Source organism: Companilactobacillus crustorum JCM 15951, assembly GCF_001434585.1.
Taxonomy (GTDB): domain Bacteria; phylum Bacillota; class Bacilli; order Lactobacillales; family Lactobacillaceae; genus Companilactobacillus; species Companilactobacillus crustorum.
The window spans coordinates 13,203-28,206 of the sequence record NZ_AZDB01000018.1; the positions used below are offsets into that span (position 1 = coordinate 13,203).

General features: G+C 35.8%; 15 protein-coding genes. 14 read left to right on the forward strand and 1 reads right to left on the reverse strand.

The annotated features are described in order from the left end of the window. The first annotated feature begins 160 nt into the window (after positions 1-160). From FD26_RS06290 to FD26_RS06310, 5 genes are all read left to right on the forward strand, one after another. A complete protein-coding gene (locus FD26_RS06290; RefSeq protein WP_235525343.1) occupies positions 161-1,375 on the forward strand; it encodes a C39 family peptidase in 1,215 nt (404 codons plus the stop codon). Between the two features lie 11 nt (positions 1,376-1,386). Next, on the forward strand, positions 1,387-2,844 hold the full coding sequence (locus tag FD26_RS06295; protein WP_057867580.1) for an NlpC/P60 family protein: 1,458 nt from the start codon (positions 1,387-1,389) through the stop codon (positions 2,842-2,844). Positions 2,845-3,261: 417 nt separating this feature from the next. Further along, entirely contained in the window at positions 3,262-3,906 is a 645-nt protein-coding gene (locus FD26_RS06300) for an ABC transporter ATP-binding protein (protein WP_057867581.1), read from the forward strand. Beyond that, positions 3,899-4,672, forward strand: a complete 774-nt coding sequence (locus FD26_RS06305) for an ABC transporter permease (RefSeq protein WP_057867582.1) — start codon at positions 3,899-3,901, stop codon at positions 4,670-4,672. Before FD26_RS06300 ends, FD26_RS06305 begins: the two co-directional genes overlap by 8 nt. 71 nt (positions 4,673-4,743) lie before the next feature. Then, positions 4,744-5,664 carry a Ppx/GppA phosphatase family protein gene (locus tag FD26_RS06310; RefSeq protein ID WP_057867583.1) on the forward strand — a complete coding sequence of 307 codons (921 nt, stop codon included), beginning with the start codon at positions 4,744-4,746 and terminating at the stop codon, positions 5,662-5,664. A gap of 5 nt (positions 5,665-5,669) precedes the next feature. On the opposite strand, the gene FD26_RS06315 is transcribed toward FD26_RS06310, so the two are convergent. After that, complete coding sequence (locus FD26_RS06315; RefSeq protein ID WP_057867584.1) at positions 5,670-6,176, reverse strand: YbhB/YbcL family Raf kinase inhibitor-like protein; 507 nt, start codon at positions 6,174-6,176, stop codon at positions 5,670-5,672. A 31-nt stretch (positions 6,177-6,207) separates the two neighbouring features. Here FD26_RS06315 and FD26_RS06320 point away from each other — a divergent pair, with 31 nt between their 5' ends. From FD26_RS06320 to glmU, 9 genes are all read left to right on the forward strand, one after another. Continuing rightward, on the forward strand, positions 6,208-7,164 hold the full coding sequence (locus FD26_RS06320; protein ID WP_057867585.1) for a hypothetical protein: 957 nt from the start codon (positions 6,208-6,210) through the stop codon (positions 7,162-7,164). A 23-nt stretch (positions 7,165-7,187) separates the two neighbouring features. Beyond that, positions 7,188-7,889: an NAD-dependent protein deacylase gene (locus FD26_RS06325; RefSeq protein WP_057867608.1), complete on the forward strand. Its 702-nt coding sequence runs from the start codon at positions 7,188-7,190 to the stop codon at positions 7,887-7,889. A gap of 45 nt (positions 7,890-7,934) precedes the next feature. Next, on the forward strand, positions 7,935-9,956 hold the full coding sequence (gene metG / locus FD26_RS06330; RefSeq protein WP_371862031.1) for a methionine--tRNA ligase: 2,022 nt from the start codon (positions 7,935-7,937) through the stop codon (positions 9,954-9,956). Beyond that, a complete protein-coding gene (locus tag FD26_RS06335; protein ID WP_057867587.1) occupies positions 9,956-10,717 on the forward strand; it encodes a TatD family hydrolase in 762 nt (253 codons plus the stop codon). Before metG ends, FD26_RS06335 begins: the two co-directional genes overlap by 1 nt. A 2-nt stretch (positions 10,718-10,719) precedes the next feature. Beyond that, positions 10,720-11,295, forward strand: a complete 576-nt coding sequence (gene rnmV / locus FD26_RS06340; protein ID WP_057867588.1) for a ribonuclease M5 — start codon at positions 10,720-10,722, stop codon at positions 11,293-11,295. After that, entirely contained in the window at positions 11,282-12,163 is an 882-nt protein-coding gene (gene rsmA / locus FD26_RS06345; RefSeq protein WP_057867589.1) for a 16S rRNA (adenine(1518)-N(6)/adenine(1519)-N(6))-dimethyltransferase RsmA, read from the forward strand. The genes rnmV and rsmA overlap by 14 nt, the downstream gene beginning before the upstream one ends. Positions 12,164-12,238: 75 nt before the next feature. Beyond that, positions 12,239-12,520 carry a Veg family protein gene (locus tag FD26_RS06350; RefSeq protein ID WP_057867590.1) on the forward strand — a complete coding sequence of 94 codons (282 nt, stop codon included), beginning with the start codon at positions 12,239-12,241 and terminating at the stop codon, positions 12,518-12,520. Between the two features lie 175 nt (positions 12,521-12,695). Next, positions 12,696-13,538, forward strand: a complete 843-nt coding sequence (gene purR / locus FD26_RS06355; protein ID WP_057867591.1) for a pur operon repressor — start codon at positions 12,696-12,698, stop codon at positions 13,536-13,538. Positions 13,539-13,612: 74 nt separating this feature from the next. After that, positions 13,613-15,001: a bifunctional UDP-N-acetylglucosamine diphosphorylase/glucosamine-1-phosphate N-acetyltransferase GlmU gene (glmU, locus tag FD26_RS06360; RefSeq protein WP_057867592.1), complete on the forward strand. Its 1,389-nt coding sequence runs from the start codon at positions 13,613-13,615 to the stop codon at positions 14,999-15,001. The last annotated feature ends 3 nt before the right edge of the window (positions 15,002-15,004 follow it).

Genomic DNA, 15,004 nt, shown 5'->3' on the forward strand with positions numbered 1-15,004 from the left:
ATATCTCAGCTTTTTTGTCTAAAATGACCTAAATTTAATTGGAAATTATAATGAATTATATAATATGAATTTATTGTTTTCATAAGAAATAATAAATTTATATATTGCTATTTCTGTTCAATTATCTCATACTATTTCCTTGAAAGGGAAAAATATGGGGATGAAGAGAAAATTACTTTATGCAACTCTGTTTGCGTCTAGTTGTCTTTTTTCAACGAACGTTGTTAAAGCTGATCAAGTAGATGTCAATCAGGAAACGAATGTAGCTCAAAATACTGCAGCGAATACTCAAGGCGATACGGAAACTAATACTGATGATCAAGCGACAGTTAATATTAAGACTGATCAAACTGATGAGGTCACGAAAACAAGCAATCAAGCTCAAGACATGGTGACGGATACTCAGCAGACACAGTCAGAAAACAGTCAGCCAGCTGGACAAAATGTAGCAGATCAATCGGTTGATGGCGTTTATACAACTAATAGTACAACTAGTTATATTCCGCTATATACAGCAGACGGAAATGTTATAACGGGACGTGGCTTGTCAGGCAATAGTGGATGGTATGCAGACACTCTGCACAATTTTAATGGTACGAATTATTATCGGGTTTCAACATCGGAATATGCAAACTCAAATGATGGAACTTTCCAATCATATGTACAGCCATATCAAGGCGATGCAACCATAGTTTATAAGGCTGGAGCTAGTGTGCATTCATTTAATAGTTACGGTAATCGTGCAGTTTATGAAGGTAACAATTTGGATACGGGAACTAGTTGGAAAATTAGCAATCATGCTTTGATTGGTGGTAAGGAATGGTATCAAATTAGTTCAGATACTTGGTTGCCACAAGATTATGTAGTTGTTAATAATGGTCAATATAAAGATGCTGATTGGATTACGGGAGTACCTTTGATTGCTCAACGTCCAGAGTTACCTAATGGTTGTGAAATTACAGCTGTGACTATGATGTTGCAATATGCTGGTGCAAATGTCGATAAGATGCAAATGGCCCGTGAAATGCCACGAAGCAGTGATCCTAATTATGGTTATATTGGTCAACCATGGGATTCGACTGGGATTACAATTTTTCCATCAGCATTGATGGGCTTAGTTGAAAAATATACTGGGACAGCCAAGAATCTTACTGGACAAGGTTTTGATGCGATAAAGTATCAAATTAATTTAGGGCATCCAGTTGTTACATGGAATACGCTTTATGGATTTCCATATCACGCTTTAGTAGTTACGGGTTACGATTCAAAATATGTATATTATAACGATTGCTGGACTGATCAAACCCTTCAAATGGGGATTGACCAATTTATCAATAATTGGAACACACAAAATAGACGTGCAATAAGTTATTAGGGGATAAAAGAATGAATAAAAAATCAAAATTATTTTTTGTCTGCAGTTTTGCTTTAGCAATGCTATCAATAACGACACAACAAAATGTTAAGGCTGATACAGTTGAAACAGCAGATAGTCAAATTGAGAATACCGCTGACAATACACAAGGCAATCAAACTCAAGCAGTGTCACAAGCTACGGCTGTAGAAAATACAGATCAACAAGCTCAAACGACAGCAGTTACCGACACAACAGATAATAACGCAACAGTTGCCAATGCAACTGATCAATCTCAGACAGCAACTGCAACCACTCAAGCAAACAGTACTACAACAAGTACTACACCAATGCAAGCAGTTGTTACAACTAAGAATGTGGCTGTATTGTATACCCAAGATGGCAAACAAATTTCTAATCGAGCTTTAGGCAATAATACACCTTGGTATACAGATCAAAAGTTGAGCTATAACGGCGATATATATTATCGTGTGGCAACAAATGAATATACTAATGGCAAAGATGTCGTAGTAGCTTATGGTAGTGCTGCTGATGGCGATGTCCGTGTTAAATCATATGGTGCCGTTAATTATTCTCGTAATGATGCTGGTTTTGTAAAAAGTGGTCAACGTAATTTTGATGGCAATTCTGTTTGGAAATATAACCGAACAGATAATGCCAATGGAAAAACTTATTATCAAATAGCTAATAATGTATGGATAAATAGTGATGATGCTACAACGGCAGCAGTATATCAAAATCCTAATGGCTGGTTGCAAATCCAAAATACACAAATCAAACCTAGTGGTGGCAATGTTGGCTATGAATTGTATAACGGCGTTGAAGGTATCAAAACTTGGTTAGTACGAAGATACTTTGGTTATTCTAATGCTCATACAATTTATGACGGTGCCGTAGCAAGCAGTGTTAGATCTTTACAAGCTAGAAAAGGTTTGCCTGTAACAGGAACAGTTGATTTGGCAACTTGGGAAGCTATGGGATTAACCGAAAATAGCTGGTATGGAATCGATTCATACATTGCTCCTTTAAGAACAAATATGACAAGTACTCGTTCAGACCATATTGAAGCTATGATCAATGAAGCCTATAGATATTTAGGCCAACCATGGATTTCTGGTGCTTCAAGTTCACCTGATTATGGGGTTGATTGTTCAGGATTAGTTACTCAAGCACTTTATGCTTCAGGAATTGATTCAGCACCAATCTCAAGTATTCAACATGCACAACCAGGAAACGAATGGAATTGTCAAATGTACTGGAATGACGTTAGAATTCCACAAGTCAATTTCAATGATCGTCAACGTGGAGACTTGATCTTCTTTACAGATCCTTCAAGTGGAATGTTATGGCATGTGGGTATCCTTTTGGATGCTTCAACAATGATCGAATCATGGCCTTATGCAGTTCAAGTTCACTCAATTTACTCAGATCGTGGAAATATTGCCGGTGTAAAACGAGTTTTTGCTTAAATTTAGTTAAAGTATAAGTGTCCCACCTTTCACAAAAATCGAAATTTGGCTGGAATACTGTGGGCACGACTGAGCTAATTTCAATCTTTGCTCCATAATGTAACTGTTACATGATTTTTTATTTTAAATATTTGAACACGAAAATAGCTAATGACTTTTTATATCAAAGTCACTAGCTATTTTTTATAGGTGTAAATCTTATCATTGCTAAGAGGCGCTGAGTCCGTCACTAGGTCCCAGACCGTTTCTAATGCAGTGGAAGATGGCACTTTTTAATACTTACGATAATTTAGTTTTCGTGGATAAGTGGTAATTAGCGGTTAACTTAGTTGGTTTTATGAGGAAATTCTTGTAAGCTAGTTTAGAATATAAAACTAACACAATAGATAATACTAAAGTGAGAGCGAAGGTGATGTCATGACAAATATATTTAATGTTCAGGATTTGTCATATCAAGTTGGAGAAACAAAAATTTTAAAGAATATTAACTTAGATATTGAAAAGGGTGCCTATTTGACGGTAGTAGGTCCGTCAGGAAGTGGAAAAAGTACTTTCATGCGCATATTGGCTTCGATGATCAGTCCCACTAGTGGACAAGTGCTTTTTAACGGACAGCCTCTTAATACATTTGAACCTACTGAATATAGACAAAAGGTGTCGTATGCTTTTCAACAGCCAACTTTATTTGGCAAAACAGTCAGAGAAAATTTAGTTTTTCCATTTGAAGTTAGAAAGCAAGAACTAGATGAATCCAAAATGATTGCTAATTTGGAGATGGTCAATTTAAATGAAACATATCTCGACAAAAGCGTTAACGATGTTTCTGGTGGTGAAAAGCAGCGGATTGCTTTGATTCGTAATTTGATTTTTCCACCGGAAGTGTTGATAACTGACGAGGTAACAGCAGGATTAGATGCCGAGAATAAAAATATTGTGCATCGAATGTTAAATGAATTCAATCAACGGGGATTGACTATTTTGCGGGTCACTCATGATGAAACAGAGATTGATGATGCCACTGATAAAATTATGATTAGAAATGGGGAACTTCAAAATGACTAATTTAACAGTTTCTAATTCGACTTTAGCCTTGGGCTTTGTTCTAGTCTTAGTAGCCTTAATCATTGGTTATATTGAAAAATTACATATTGATAAAGATATTATAATTGGTGTCATTCGTGCCATTGTTCAGCTATCTATCGTAGGTTATGTTTTAAAGTTTGTGATCAAGGCTAATGATGTTTGGCTGACTTTGGCTTGTTTCGTCATTATTGTTATTAATGCGTCTTATAATGCTGGTAAACGTGGCAATGGTATTCCTAAGGCTTTTCAGTCGTCGCTTTTGGCTATTTTTGTAGGAACGACTATTACTCTAGGTACTTTAGTTTTTACCGGCTCGATCAAATTTATTCCTGAACAAATTGTGCCAGTTACTGGGATGATTGCCAGTAATATTATGGTGGCAATTGGTCTTTGCTATCGAAATATGAAACAGACTTTTACAGATCGTCATCAACAAGTTTTGGAAAAATTAGCTTTAGGTGCTGATATCAAATTGGCTTCTTTGGATATTTTACGAGATAGTATTAAAAGCGGCATGCAGCCAACTATCGATTCGATTAAAACTTTAGGATTAGTCAGTTTGCCGGGAATGATGTCCGGATTGATTTTTGCTGGGGTTGATCCAGTTAAAGCTATTAAATATCAGATTATGGTAACTTTTATGCTTTTAGCGTCAACAAGTATTGGATCAATTATTTCCTGCTATTTAGGGTATAAGCAGTTCTTCAATGAGAGAAAACAATTAAAAAATGACTTAATTTCTTAGCTTTATTAAAATAGACCTACTATGTAGGCCTATTTTTTTATATAATTGATACAATGGGATGTGATGTAAATTTGAAGTTAGCAGTTATTGAAATTGGATCTAACTCCATTAGAACATCAGTGTATAAATCTTCAAAAAAAAATCGTTTTAAAACATTAGATCGCTGGCGTGAACCGGTCAGATTGGGAAAGTCAATCGCTCAGAGCCGATTATTGACCAACGATCAAATTGAAGAAACAATTGATGTGCTAAAAAAATTTCAAGACCGAATTGAAAGATATCAAGTGGATCGTACGAGTTTAATTGCTACCGCTGCAGTAAGAATGGCTAAGAATCAAGAACAATTGATTTTTGCAGTTCTAAAAGAAACTGGTTTGCAGTTAGAGATCATCAATGAAAAGGAAGAAGCATACTATGATTATGTGGCCGTCAGAAGTACAATGCGGATTAAAGATGCTCTTATTGTTGATGTTGGTGGTGGAAGCAGCGAGATTAGTTTGGCTAAAAAAGGCCGTCTTAAGCATGGACTCAGTATTCCAATTGGAGCTATTTCAATTTCTGACTTGTATTTAGCGAGTGATCCAATAAAAGAAAATCAATTACGAGCCGCCAGAAAAGATATCAGTCAGCGTTTAGCTGATTTACAGTGGATGAGTGCGCCTGCCAATTTTGTTGGCCTTGGTGGAACTTTAAGGGCTGTGACAAGCATTTTGAATCGTGAAGGTAAAAATAAAAAGACCTTGCATAATTCTGTTATTTCGTGCGATCAAATTGATGAGCTTTTTAATAAATTGATCCACTCATCGCTTGAGGAACGTAGTCAAATTAAAGAATTAAGCGATGGCAGATACGAAGTGATTTTAGGGGGGATTTTAATTATCTCCGAAATTATTAAAAAAACCCCCTCTAAAGAAATTCGTTTTTCGAATTTCGGTGTTAGAGAAGGTTATGTCTTTAATTACTTTCATAAAATGAATCTTCAGAACAAATAATGCGATTATGCACGACTTGGGATCGTCTTTTGAGCAGTGGCTACAATATGACCGTCCATTTTGTGCAATAATTCATTCATCCAGAAACCATTTTCCAAATCAAGATTGTCATCTAGAGCAAATACCTTGAGTACATAATCATGGGTTTGGTCTGGTGGATTGGGACCATTGTAGCCAATTGCTACATCTTTTGGTCCATCTAGAAGGGGACTTGCAGAACTATTTTTGCCTTGAACGATTGGCAGCGTGGCTGTTTGACTGAAATTTTCTGAAATCTCTGATTGAGAACTAGGAATATTGGCAGCTACCCAGTGAATCCATTCAAACCCACAAACGGGAATTGAATCAGGGTCGGTAAAGGTTAAAGCAATAGTTTTTGCGGGTGCCGGAATATTTGATAATTTAATTGGGAAACTGATAATAGGTTTCCCATTTTTTATGTTCTGGCTCGAGGCATGCTTGCCGTACTTATCTGGCAATAGATTATTTGGTAAATCCACATTTATTTCCATAAAAAAATCTCCTTTATATGAGGTATTAATAATGAAACAATTAAATAATAATGAATTATCTGACCATATTGTAAAACAGGTTGAAAAGATTGAACAACAATATAATAAGAAAATTGAACTGTATTCAAATTATCTTCAACAAGATTTTCTGACGCTTGATCAAGCTAATCATGAGATGAATGGCGACACGATCGAAGTGGTTATTACCAACGAAAAATATAGCGATTTTGTTCTATCGCATGAATTGCATCATATTGAATTGGAATTATCTGACGAACCTAGCATTTCTTGTGCAGTTACAACTGGCAAGCCTGATCAAGATGGTAGAGTTTTATCGATTGCTAATTCTATTTTTGAATCTTTAGAGCATGTTACTGTTTTGAAACGTCAACAGGCTGATGGAACATATACTGCTGAAGTTAAAGAAGAATATTTAAAGGGAATCGATGCTGCCTTGCATCCCAACGTACAATTGGACTTGGCTAATATGCTCTTTTATAGAACTTTAATTATGTTTGATGGAATTATATTCAGTGAACATGAAATGGACTCAAAATGGCAAAATGAGTTCCCTAAGTCATATAAGAATGCTAATAGTTTAGTTGAAATTGCTGAGAAAAATGATTTAAGCGTACCATTCCAATTTAGACGAGCCTTGGTTAATGCGTTGGATACATATAACGAGATTATTATTTCCAATGGCTATCAAGGGATGCATTTCCATACATTTTTGAATGTCACGCCAATAGTTTCTGAACGTCAACTACGCTTGTCCTTAAATCAAGCTTATCAAATTAAACATTCAGAATATAAGAATCGAGCTACAGGAAAAGATGGCTTTGCTTTGATTGCTATTAATGATGGTCAAAGCATAGCTACTTTGAATTTGGACCCAGCTAAGGTGACACCAGAGTTTTATAAAGTTTTCTATCAATATCAAGTTAAAAAGGTTTTTGATGAACAAGGTATCAAATACTTAATTAGATAGAGGTAAAACATATGACCGATAAAATCGAGGAGTTTAAAGAATTATTAGCTCAAGCTAAGTTTGTAACCTTTCTAACTGGTGCGGGTGTCTCTGTGCCATCGGGTATTCCTGATTATCGTTCTAAAAACGGACTCTATAAGCGAGAAAAGTATGATTTTCCACCAGAATATATGTTAAGCCATGATAATTTGGTAAAACATCCTGATATTTTTCACGACTTTGTAGTTCACAATATGTACTTTCCAAATGCACAGCCTAATGTCATTCATCAAAAAATTGCTGAAATTAGTAATCAAAAGGGAGCTATTGTTACGCAAAATGTTGACAAGCTTCATACCAAAGCGGGGGCAAAAAATGTCGTTGAATTTCACGGCAACTTATATGATGATATTCACTGCTTAACTTGTGGCAAAAAATTTGATTATCAGTACTATTTGAAAGATTTCAGACATCATGAAGATAATGGAATTATTCGTCCTGGAACAACTGTTTTATATGGCGAAAATATTAATCCAGACAACTTTCAAAATGCGGCTTTAGCAGTTCAAAAAGCTGATTTGTTAGTGGTTGTAGGAACTAGTTTTAAAGTTTATCCATTTGCTGGTTTATTGGAATATAGTTCGCCTAAAGCTAAATTAGTTGTCATTAATAAGGAAGATTTAAATCTTGATTCATCGATTTTGGCTATCTCTGACGATGCCACGAACGTTTTTTCACAAATATAAAATAATGCTATACTTAATAACAATTTAGTAGCGGTGGAGGTTAATATATTGACTGAAGAGAAAAAGACATTTTACATTACAACACCCATTTATTATCCATCAGGAAAATTAACAATTGGGAACTCATATACAACGATTGCAGCGGACACATTGGCTCGTTACAAACGAAATGAAGGCTATGACGTTTTCTTCCTTACAGGAACAGACGAACATGGTCTCAAGATTGAACAAAAGGCCGAAGAAAAACATATGGAACCACAAGAATATGTTGATATGATGGCTAAAGGGATCAAAGAACTTTGGAAGAAATTGGATATTTCTAACGATAAGTTCATCCGTACAACTGATGACTATCACGTTGAAGCAGTTCAAAGAATTATTGAACGTCTAATTAAACAAGGGGATATTTATTTAGGCGAATATTCAGGTTGGTATTCAGTTGATGATGAAGAATACTTCACTGAATCACAAATGGCTGAAGTTTATCATGATAAAGACGGTAACGTTATCGGTGGTAAAGCTCCTTCAGGTCACGAAGTTCAACTTGTTAAAGAACCATGTTACTTCTTTAAGATGAGCAAGTATGCTGATCGTTTATTGAAGTATTACGAAGACAATCCTACCTTCATCGAACCAGAAATTCGTAAGAATGAAATGATCAATAACTTCATCAAACCAGGTCTAGAGGATCTAGCTATTTCTAGAACAACCTTCAACTGGGGAGTTAAAATTCCAAGTAATCCAGAACACGTTGTTTATGTCTGGATTGATGCACTTTTGAACTATATCACGGCTTTAGGTTATGAAAGTGACGATGACTCGCTCTTCAAGAGATACTGGCCTGCTAATGTTCAATTTGTTGGTAAGGAAATCGTGCGTTTCCATACAATTTATTGGCCAATCATTTTGATGGCATTAGGTGTTGAATTGCCTAAACAAGTCTTTGGTCACGGTTGGTTGTTGATGAAAGACGGTAAGATGTCTAAATCTAAGGGTAATGTTGTCTATCCAGAAATGCTTGTTTCTAGATATGGACTTGATTCATTACGTTACTACTTAATGCGTGCTATGCCATTTGGTAGTGATGGTGTCTTCACTCCTGAAGATTACATTGATAAGATCAACTATGATTTAGCTAATGACTTAGGAAATCTTTTGAACAGAACGGTTTCAATGATCAACAAGTACGATGATGGCAAAGTGGTTTCTGTTGCTGCCGTGACTGATCTTGATAAAGATCTTGAAAAATCATATGCCGATACTTTGATGGCTTATAGAGAACATATGGATAAATTTGAATTTCCCGAAGCTTTAGCTAGCGTTTGGTCATTTATCAGTCGTGCTAATAAATATATCGACGAAACTAAACCATGGGTCCTTGCTAAAGACGATAGTAAGAAAGCTGAATTACAATCAGTTCTTGGACATTTGGCAGAATCACTTCGTTTGATTGCATTACTTATCAGTCCAGTTATGACACAAGCACCAGTTAAGATGTTTGCTCAATTAGGACTTGATTACGATAACGATAAATCACTTGATTTTGGCGACACAGTGGTTGGTAAGACAGTTACTGCTAAACCAGAACCAATCTTCCCACGTTTAGATACTGAAGAAGAAGTTAACTATATCAAGGGCAAGATGGCTGAAGAACAAGCCAAGCATGGTGCTGGCAAATTGAGTAAATCAGCTCAAGCTAAGGCCAAAGCTCAAGCAGATGCTGATGACGGCTTCCCTAAGGAAATTGAATTCGATGATTTTACTAAAGTAAAGATGGTCGTAACAGAAATTCTTGATGTTAAACCAGTTGAAAACTCAAGTAAATTACTTCAATTCAAGTTGGATGATGGTTCTGGCGTTGATCGTCAAATCCTTTCAGGAATGCACAAATTCTATCCTAACTACAAAGAATTGATTGGTAAAAAAGTCCTAGCAGTTGTTAACTTGAAACCACGTAAGATGGTTGGTGAATGGAGTAACGGTATGTTGCTTTCAACTGAAAAAGGCGATGAAGTAAAACTAGCTATCGTTGATAATTCACATAAAAATGGAGCTATTTTAGGCTAATGAAAATTTTTGATACGCATACGCATTTGAATGATGAAGCTTTTGCTGGCAAGACTCAACAATTCATTGATAATGCTAAGGAACTGGATGTCGTGGAAATGGCGATAATTGGTTCGAACGAAGAATTCAATATTGAAGCAATTCGGTTAGCACAAAATTATCAACCCTTGCACGCGGTTATTGGCTGGCATCCAGAATTTGCTAAAGAATATAATGAAGAACAATTAGTTAATCAGATTAAATTACCTGAAGTTGTTGGTATTGGCGAGATTGGTCTCGACTACCATTGGGAAGAAGATCCTGATCCTAAGATTCAACAAAAAGTTCTAATTCAACAGTTGGATGTTGCTAAGCAATACAATATGCCAGTTTCGATTCATTGTCGGGATGCTTTTGATGATATGTATCAGATTTTGAAAAATCATGATATGTCTAAGTCAGGGATTATTATGCACAGCTTTAATGGCGATGTTGACTGGTTGAATAAATTCTTAGATTTGGGACTCTGGATTTCGTACAGTGGAGTTGTTTCGTTCAAGAATGCTCCAGAAGTTCATGAATCAGCTAAGCAAACGCCACTAGATCGTTTACTTGTAGAGACCGATGCACCGTACTTAACTCCAGAACCATATCGTGGTCATGCTAATCAGCCTGCTTATACTAGATATGTGGTTGATGCGATTGCTAAATATAAAGGCATTACACCTGATGAAGTGGCGGAACATACTTTTAACAATGCTCACCAAGTGTATAATCTATAACTATGACAAAAATAAAAGAAATTATTGTAGTTGAAGGCAAATCAGATACCAATCGTTTAAAGGATTGCTTTGGCGATATTGATACGATTGAAACTACTGGTTCCGCTATTGACGAAGAAACAATTAAGCAAATCAAGATTGCTCAAGCAAAAAGAGGGGTTATTATTTTTACTGATCCTGATTTTAATGGCAATCGACTCAGAACAATTATCCAAAAGGCAGTTCCCGATGCTAAACAGGCTTTTTTGCCCCGTGATAAAGCCGTTCCTAAAAGAAGCGATGGCAGTTTGGGAATCGAACACGCTAAAGACGAAGATATAAAAGCAGCTTTATCGGCTGTCTATACTAGAACTAATGAAGATTTTCAAGCATATGATCATGCTGATATGGTTGATTTAGGTTTGATTGGTGAGCCAGATTCTCATCAACGAAGATTGTTTGTTGGATCTGACTTAAAAATTGGTTATACAAATGCTAAACAATTTTTAAGCAGACTAAATATGTTTCAAATTGCTCCTAGTGATTTATTAGCAGCAGTTAAAAAATTTGATGAAGGAAGAACTCATGACACAAAATAGATTAAGTATTGCTGATCCTATTCGTACGAATGATATCATGCGTAAATACAAATTACGTGCTAAAAAAAGTTTAGGACAAAATTTCTTAACCAATGAAAAAGTCTTGGATGACATTGTTGATGCTAGTGGCTTGAAGTCAGACGAGATTGCCATTGAGATCGGACCTGGTATCGGTGCTTTAACTGAAAAACTAGCGCAAGTAGCAGAACATGTTTATGCTTTTGAAATTGATGAAAGTTTGATCCCTATCTTGGCTGATACATTGCAGTATTACGATAATATTGATGTTATTAATCAGGATATCCTAAAGGTGGATTTAGATAAGTTTGTTGTAGAACATGATTTACAAGGTAAAACAATCAAAGTTGTTGCCAATTTGCCTTATTACATAACAACACCAATCATGCTGAATCTGATTGAAAGTGACTATCCGTTCCAATCTTTAGTTTTGATGATGCAAAAGGAAGTTGCCGAGAGAATTACGGCTCAACCGGGGCATCGTGAGTATGGCTCTTTAACTATTGCAGTTCAAACCCAGATGAAAGCGAGAATTGATCGGATTGTTGGTAGCAAATCGTTTATTCCTCGACCAAAAGTGGATTCAGCAGTAGCAGTTTTAGAACGTTTGCCTAAAGAAGAGATTCAAATTGAAGATCCAGCATTCTTTAATAAATTAGTCCGCTCATCTTTTATGCAAAAGCGTAAGAGTTTAATGAACAATTTGTTAAATTGGCTTGGTCGAACTGATGAAAATCGTGAAATAATTAAAAATGTGTTTGAAAAGTGTGGAATTGCTGAGAATGCCCGAGGCGAACAAGTTTCGATTGAGCAATTTAAACAAATGGCAGTTGAATTCAACAAAAAATAGATTACAAATATATTATTTTCTTGAAATTTTCAACAAATCGTGGTAAAATTTCACTCCTAAGGAGTGATTATTATAATGCCAACATCATTGAAGACAATTAAGAGTCATTTGGATTCCCATTTAGGTGAGAATTTGACTATAGTTGCACAAGCGGGTCGTAAAAAGGTTGTTCGCCGTCGCGGAACCTTATCAGAAACATTCCATTCAGTTTTTGTTGTAGATTTGGATCAAAATGAAAACTCATTTGAAAGAGTTTCTTATAGTTATGCTGATTTATTAACAAAATCTATCGATATTACATTCGATAATGAAGAACAAGCTGATACAGAGACAGATTCTGAAGTTGAAGCTGAATAATAGTTTTCCGGTAGTATAAGGTCTGAACAATTGTTCAGACCTTTTTTTATGAACAAAATGAAGAAATTATTGTTAAAAGTTAAGATAATAACCCGCTTTCATCTTAAAAAAGCATGAATTGTTCATTGTTTTGCTTTATAATCTTGTAGGAAGATATGTTTTAGGAGAAAAAAAGATGAAAACACGAAGAAGCGAACGTTTAATTGATATGACTCGCTATTTACTGGAACGACCACATACATTGATTTCTTTGGTTTTTTTTGCCGATCGTTACGAATCAGCTAAGTCGTCTATTTCGGAAGATTTAGGTATTTTGCGAAGAACTTTCATGATCAGGGGAATTGGTGTTTTGGAAACTTTGCCAGGTGCCGGTGGTGGAGTTATTTTTACGCCAGGAATTTCAAAGAAAGAAGCTACGGAATTTGTTGAAGAAACTTCTAAACGCTTAGTAGAACCAAATCGAATTTTACCAGGTGGTTACTTATATTTGACAGATTTGTTGGCTGATCCAGAGCTTTTGAGAACGGTAGGACGTATGATTGCTACACAGTATTCTCAAAGTTCAATTGACGTCGTTATGACGGTGGCTACTAAAGGTATACCAATTGCTCAAAGTGTAGCTAATTTCTTAAATATACCGTTTGTCATTGTTCGCCGTGATTCTAAAATTACAGAGGGTTCTACTATTAGTGTCAACTACGCATCAGGATCATCTGATCGAGTAGAAAAAATGGAACTTTCTAAACGTAGTTTGGATGAAGGCTCAAGAGTTTTAGTTGTCGATGACTTTATGAAGGGCGGTGGCACAATCAATGGCTTGCAAAGCTTGATTTCTGAATTCAATGCAATCTTTGTTGGTGCTACAGTCTTTGCAGAGAATATCAATATCAATAGTCAATTCAGCGATGCTGATATAACTTCTATTTTTAAGGTAACCAAAATTGACACTAAGAACCGTATTTTGAACGTGCAACCGGGAAATTATTTAACTAATACTGATTTCAGTTATTTTGAATAAATTCTTGATTGAGCAGTCATATAGAATAATGCTATTATATATAAGGATATTTGAATGACTGAAGGGAGTTTCTGATGTCGAATCGTTATGTAATAATTCTTGCCGCTGGAAAAGGAACAAGAATGAAGTCGAGATTGTACAAAGTGTTGCATCCTGTAGCTGGTAAGGCTATGGTCGACCATGTATTAACTCAAGTAGAAAAGGTTCAACCAGACTTGATTGAAACTGTTATTGGTAATGGGGCCGAAAAGGTCAAGGCTTTACTTGGCGATAGAACTAAGTATGCTTTACAAACTGAGCAATTGGGTACAGGCCATGCGGTGTTGCAGACTGAAGATGTTTTAGGCGACAAAGATGGTATTACCTTAGTTGCAACTGGTGATACACCATTGTTTACAGCTGATACTTTTGAAAAACTATTTGATTTTCATGAAAAAGAAGGAGCAGCTGCTACAATTTTAACAGCACACGCTGATAATCCATTTGGATATGGACGCATTGTTCGTAATGCTAATGGCGACGTTGAAAAAATTGTTGAACAAAAAGATGCTTCAAGAAGTGAACAAGAAATTCAAGAAATAAACACGGGTGTTTTGTGCTTTGATAACAAATTGTTATTTGAGGAATTGCACAAAGTTAATAATGATAACGCCCAAGGTGAATATTATTTACCTGATGTTATTTCGCTACTTAAAGAAGAGGGTAAGAAGGTTTCAGCTTATCAAATGGCTGACCTAAGCGAATCATTAGGTGTGAACGACCGTGTAGCGCTATCACAAGCTGAAAAGATTATGCAAAGAAGAATCAATGAAGCTCATATGCGTGATGGCGTTACAATTGTTGATTCTGACAATACTTATATTGATGTCGATGTTGAGATTGGTAACGATACAGTTATTGAACCTAATGTGAAAATATTTGGCAAGACAAGTATTGGCTCTGAATGTGTAATTGGTTCTGGTTCTAGAATTTCTGATTCAGAAATTCAAGACAATGTAGAAGTAATTAGTTCTACGATTGAAAGCGCCGTTATGCATAAAGGAAGCAATATAGGACCTAATTCGCACTTAAGACCTAAAGCAGAGATTGGCCGCGATGTTCATATCGGTAACTTCTGTGAAATTAAGAATGCTAAGATTGGTGATAGAACCAAGGTGGGTCATCTAACATATGTTGGAGATGCTACTTTAGGAACTGATATCAATGTTGGTTGTGGTGTTGTCTTTGTAAATTATGATGGTGTTAAGAAGTGGCATAGTAATATTGGTGATCATTCCTTCATTGGTAGCAATTCTAATATTGTTGCTCCTGTAGAGATGGCTGATCACTCATTTATTGCAGCTGGTTCAACTATTACTAAAGACATCCCTAAGCATGCAATGGCAATTGCTCGTGAGAGACAAACAAACAAAGAAGATTTTTGGAATAGATTACCGCTATCAAATAGTGAAGATTGGAAATAAGGG

Excerpts from the sequence above, each read along its gene's own strand:
- FD26_RS06290 (WP_235525343.1), top strand. The coding sequence starts at position 161 with ATGAAGAGAAAATTACTTTATGCAACTCTGTTTGCGTCTAGTTGTCTT.
- FD26_RS06295 (WP_057867580.1), top strand. The coding sequence starts at position 1,387 with ATGAATAAAAAATCAAAATTATTTTTTGTCTGCAGTTTTGCTTTAGCA.
- FD26_RS06300 (WP_057867581.1), top strand. The coding sequence starts at position 3,262 with ATGACAAATATATTTAATGTTCAGGATTTGTCATATCAAGTTGGAGAA.
- FD26_RS06305 (WP_057867582.1), top strand. The coding sequence starts at position 3,899 with ATGACTAATTTAACAGTTTCTAATTCGACTTTAGCCTTGGGCTTTGTT.
- FD26_RS06315 (WP_057867584.1), bottom strand. The coding sequence starts at position 6,176 with ATGGAAATAAATGTGGATTTACCAAATAATCTATTGCCAGATAAGTAC.
- FD26_RS06320 (WP_057867585.1), top strand. The coding sequence starts at position 6,208 with ATGAAACAATTAAATAATAATGAATTATCTGACCATATTGTAAAACAG.
- FD26_RS06335 (WP_057867587.1), top strand. The coding sequence starts at position 9,956 with ATGAAAATTTTTGATACGCATACGCATTTGAATGATGAAGCTTTTGCT.
- rnmV (WP_057867588.1), top strand. The coding sequence starts at position 10,720 with ATGACAAAAATAAAAGAAATTATTGTAGTTGAAGGCAAATCAGATACC.
- rsmA (WP_057867589.1), top strand. The coding sequence starts at position 11,282 with ATGACACAAAATAGATTAAGTATTGCTGATCCTATTCGTACGAATGAT.
- FD26_RS06350 (WP_057867590.1), top strand. The coding sequence starts at position 12,239 with ATGCCAACATCATTGAAGACAATTAAGAGTCATTTGGATTCCCATTTA.
- purR (WP_057867591.1), top strand. The coding sequence starts at position 12,696 with ATGAAAACACGAAGAAGCGAACGTTTAATTGATATGACTCGCTATTTA.
- glmU (WP_057867592.1), top strand. The coding sequence starts at position 13,613 with ATGTCGAATCGTTATGTAATAATTCTTGCCGCTGGAAAAGGAACAAGA.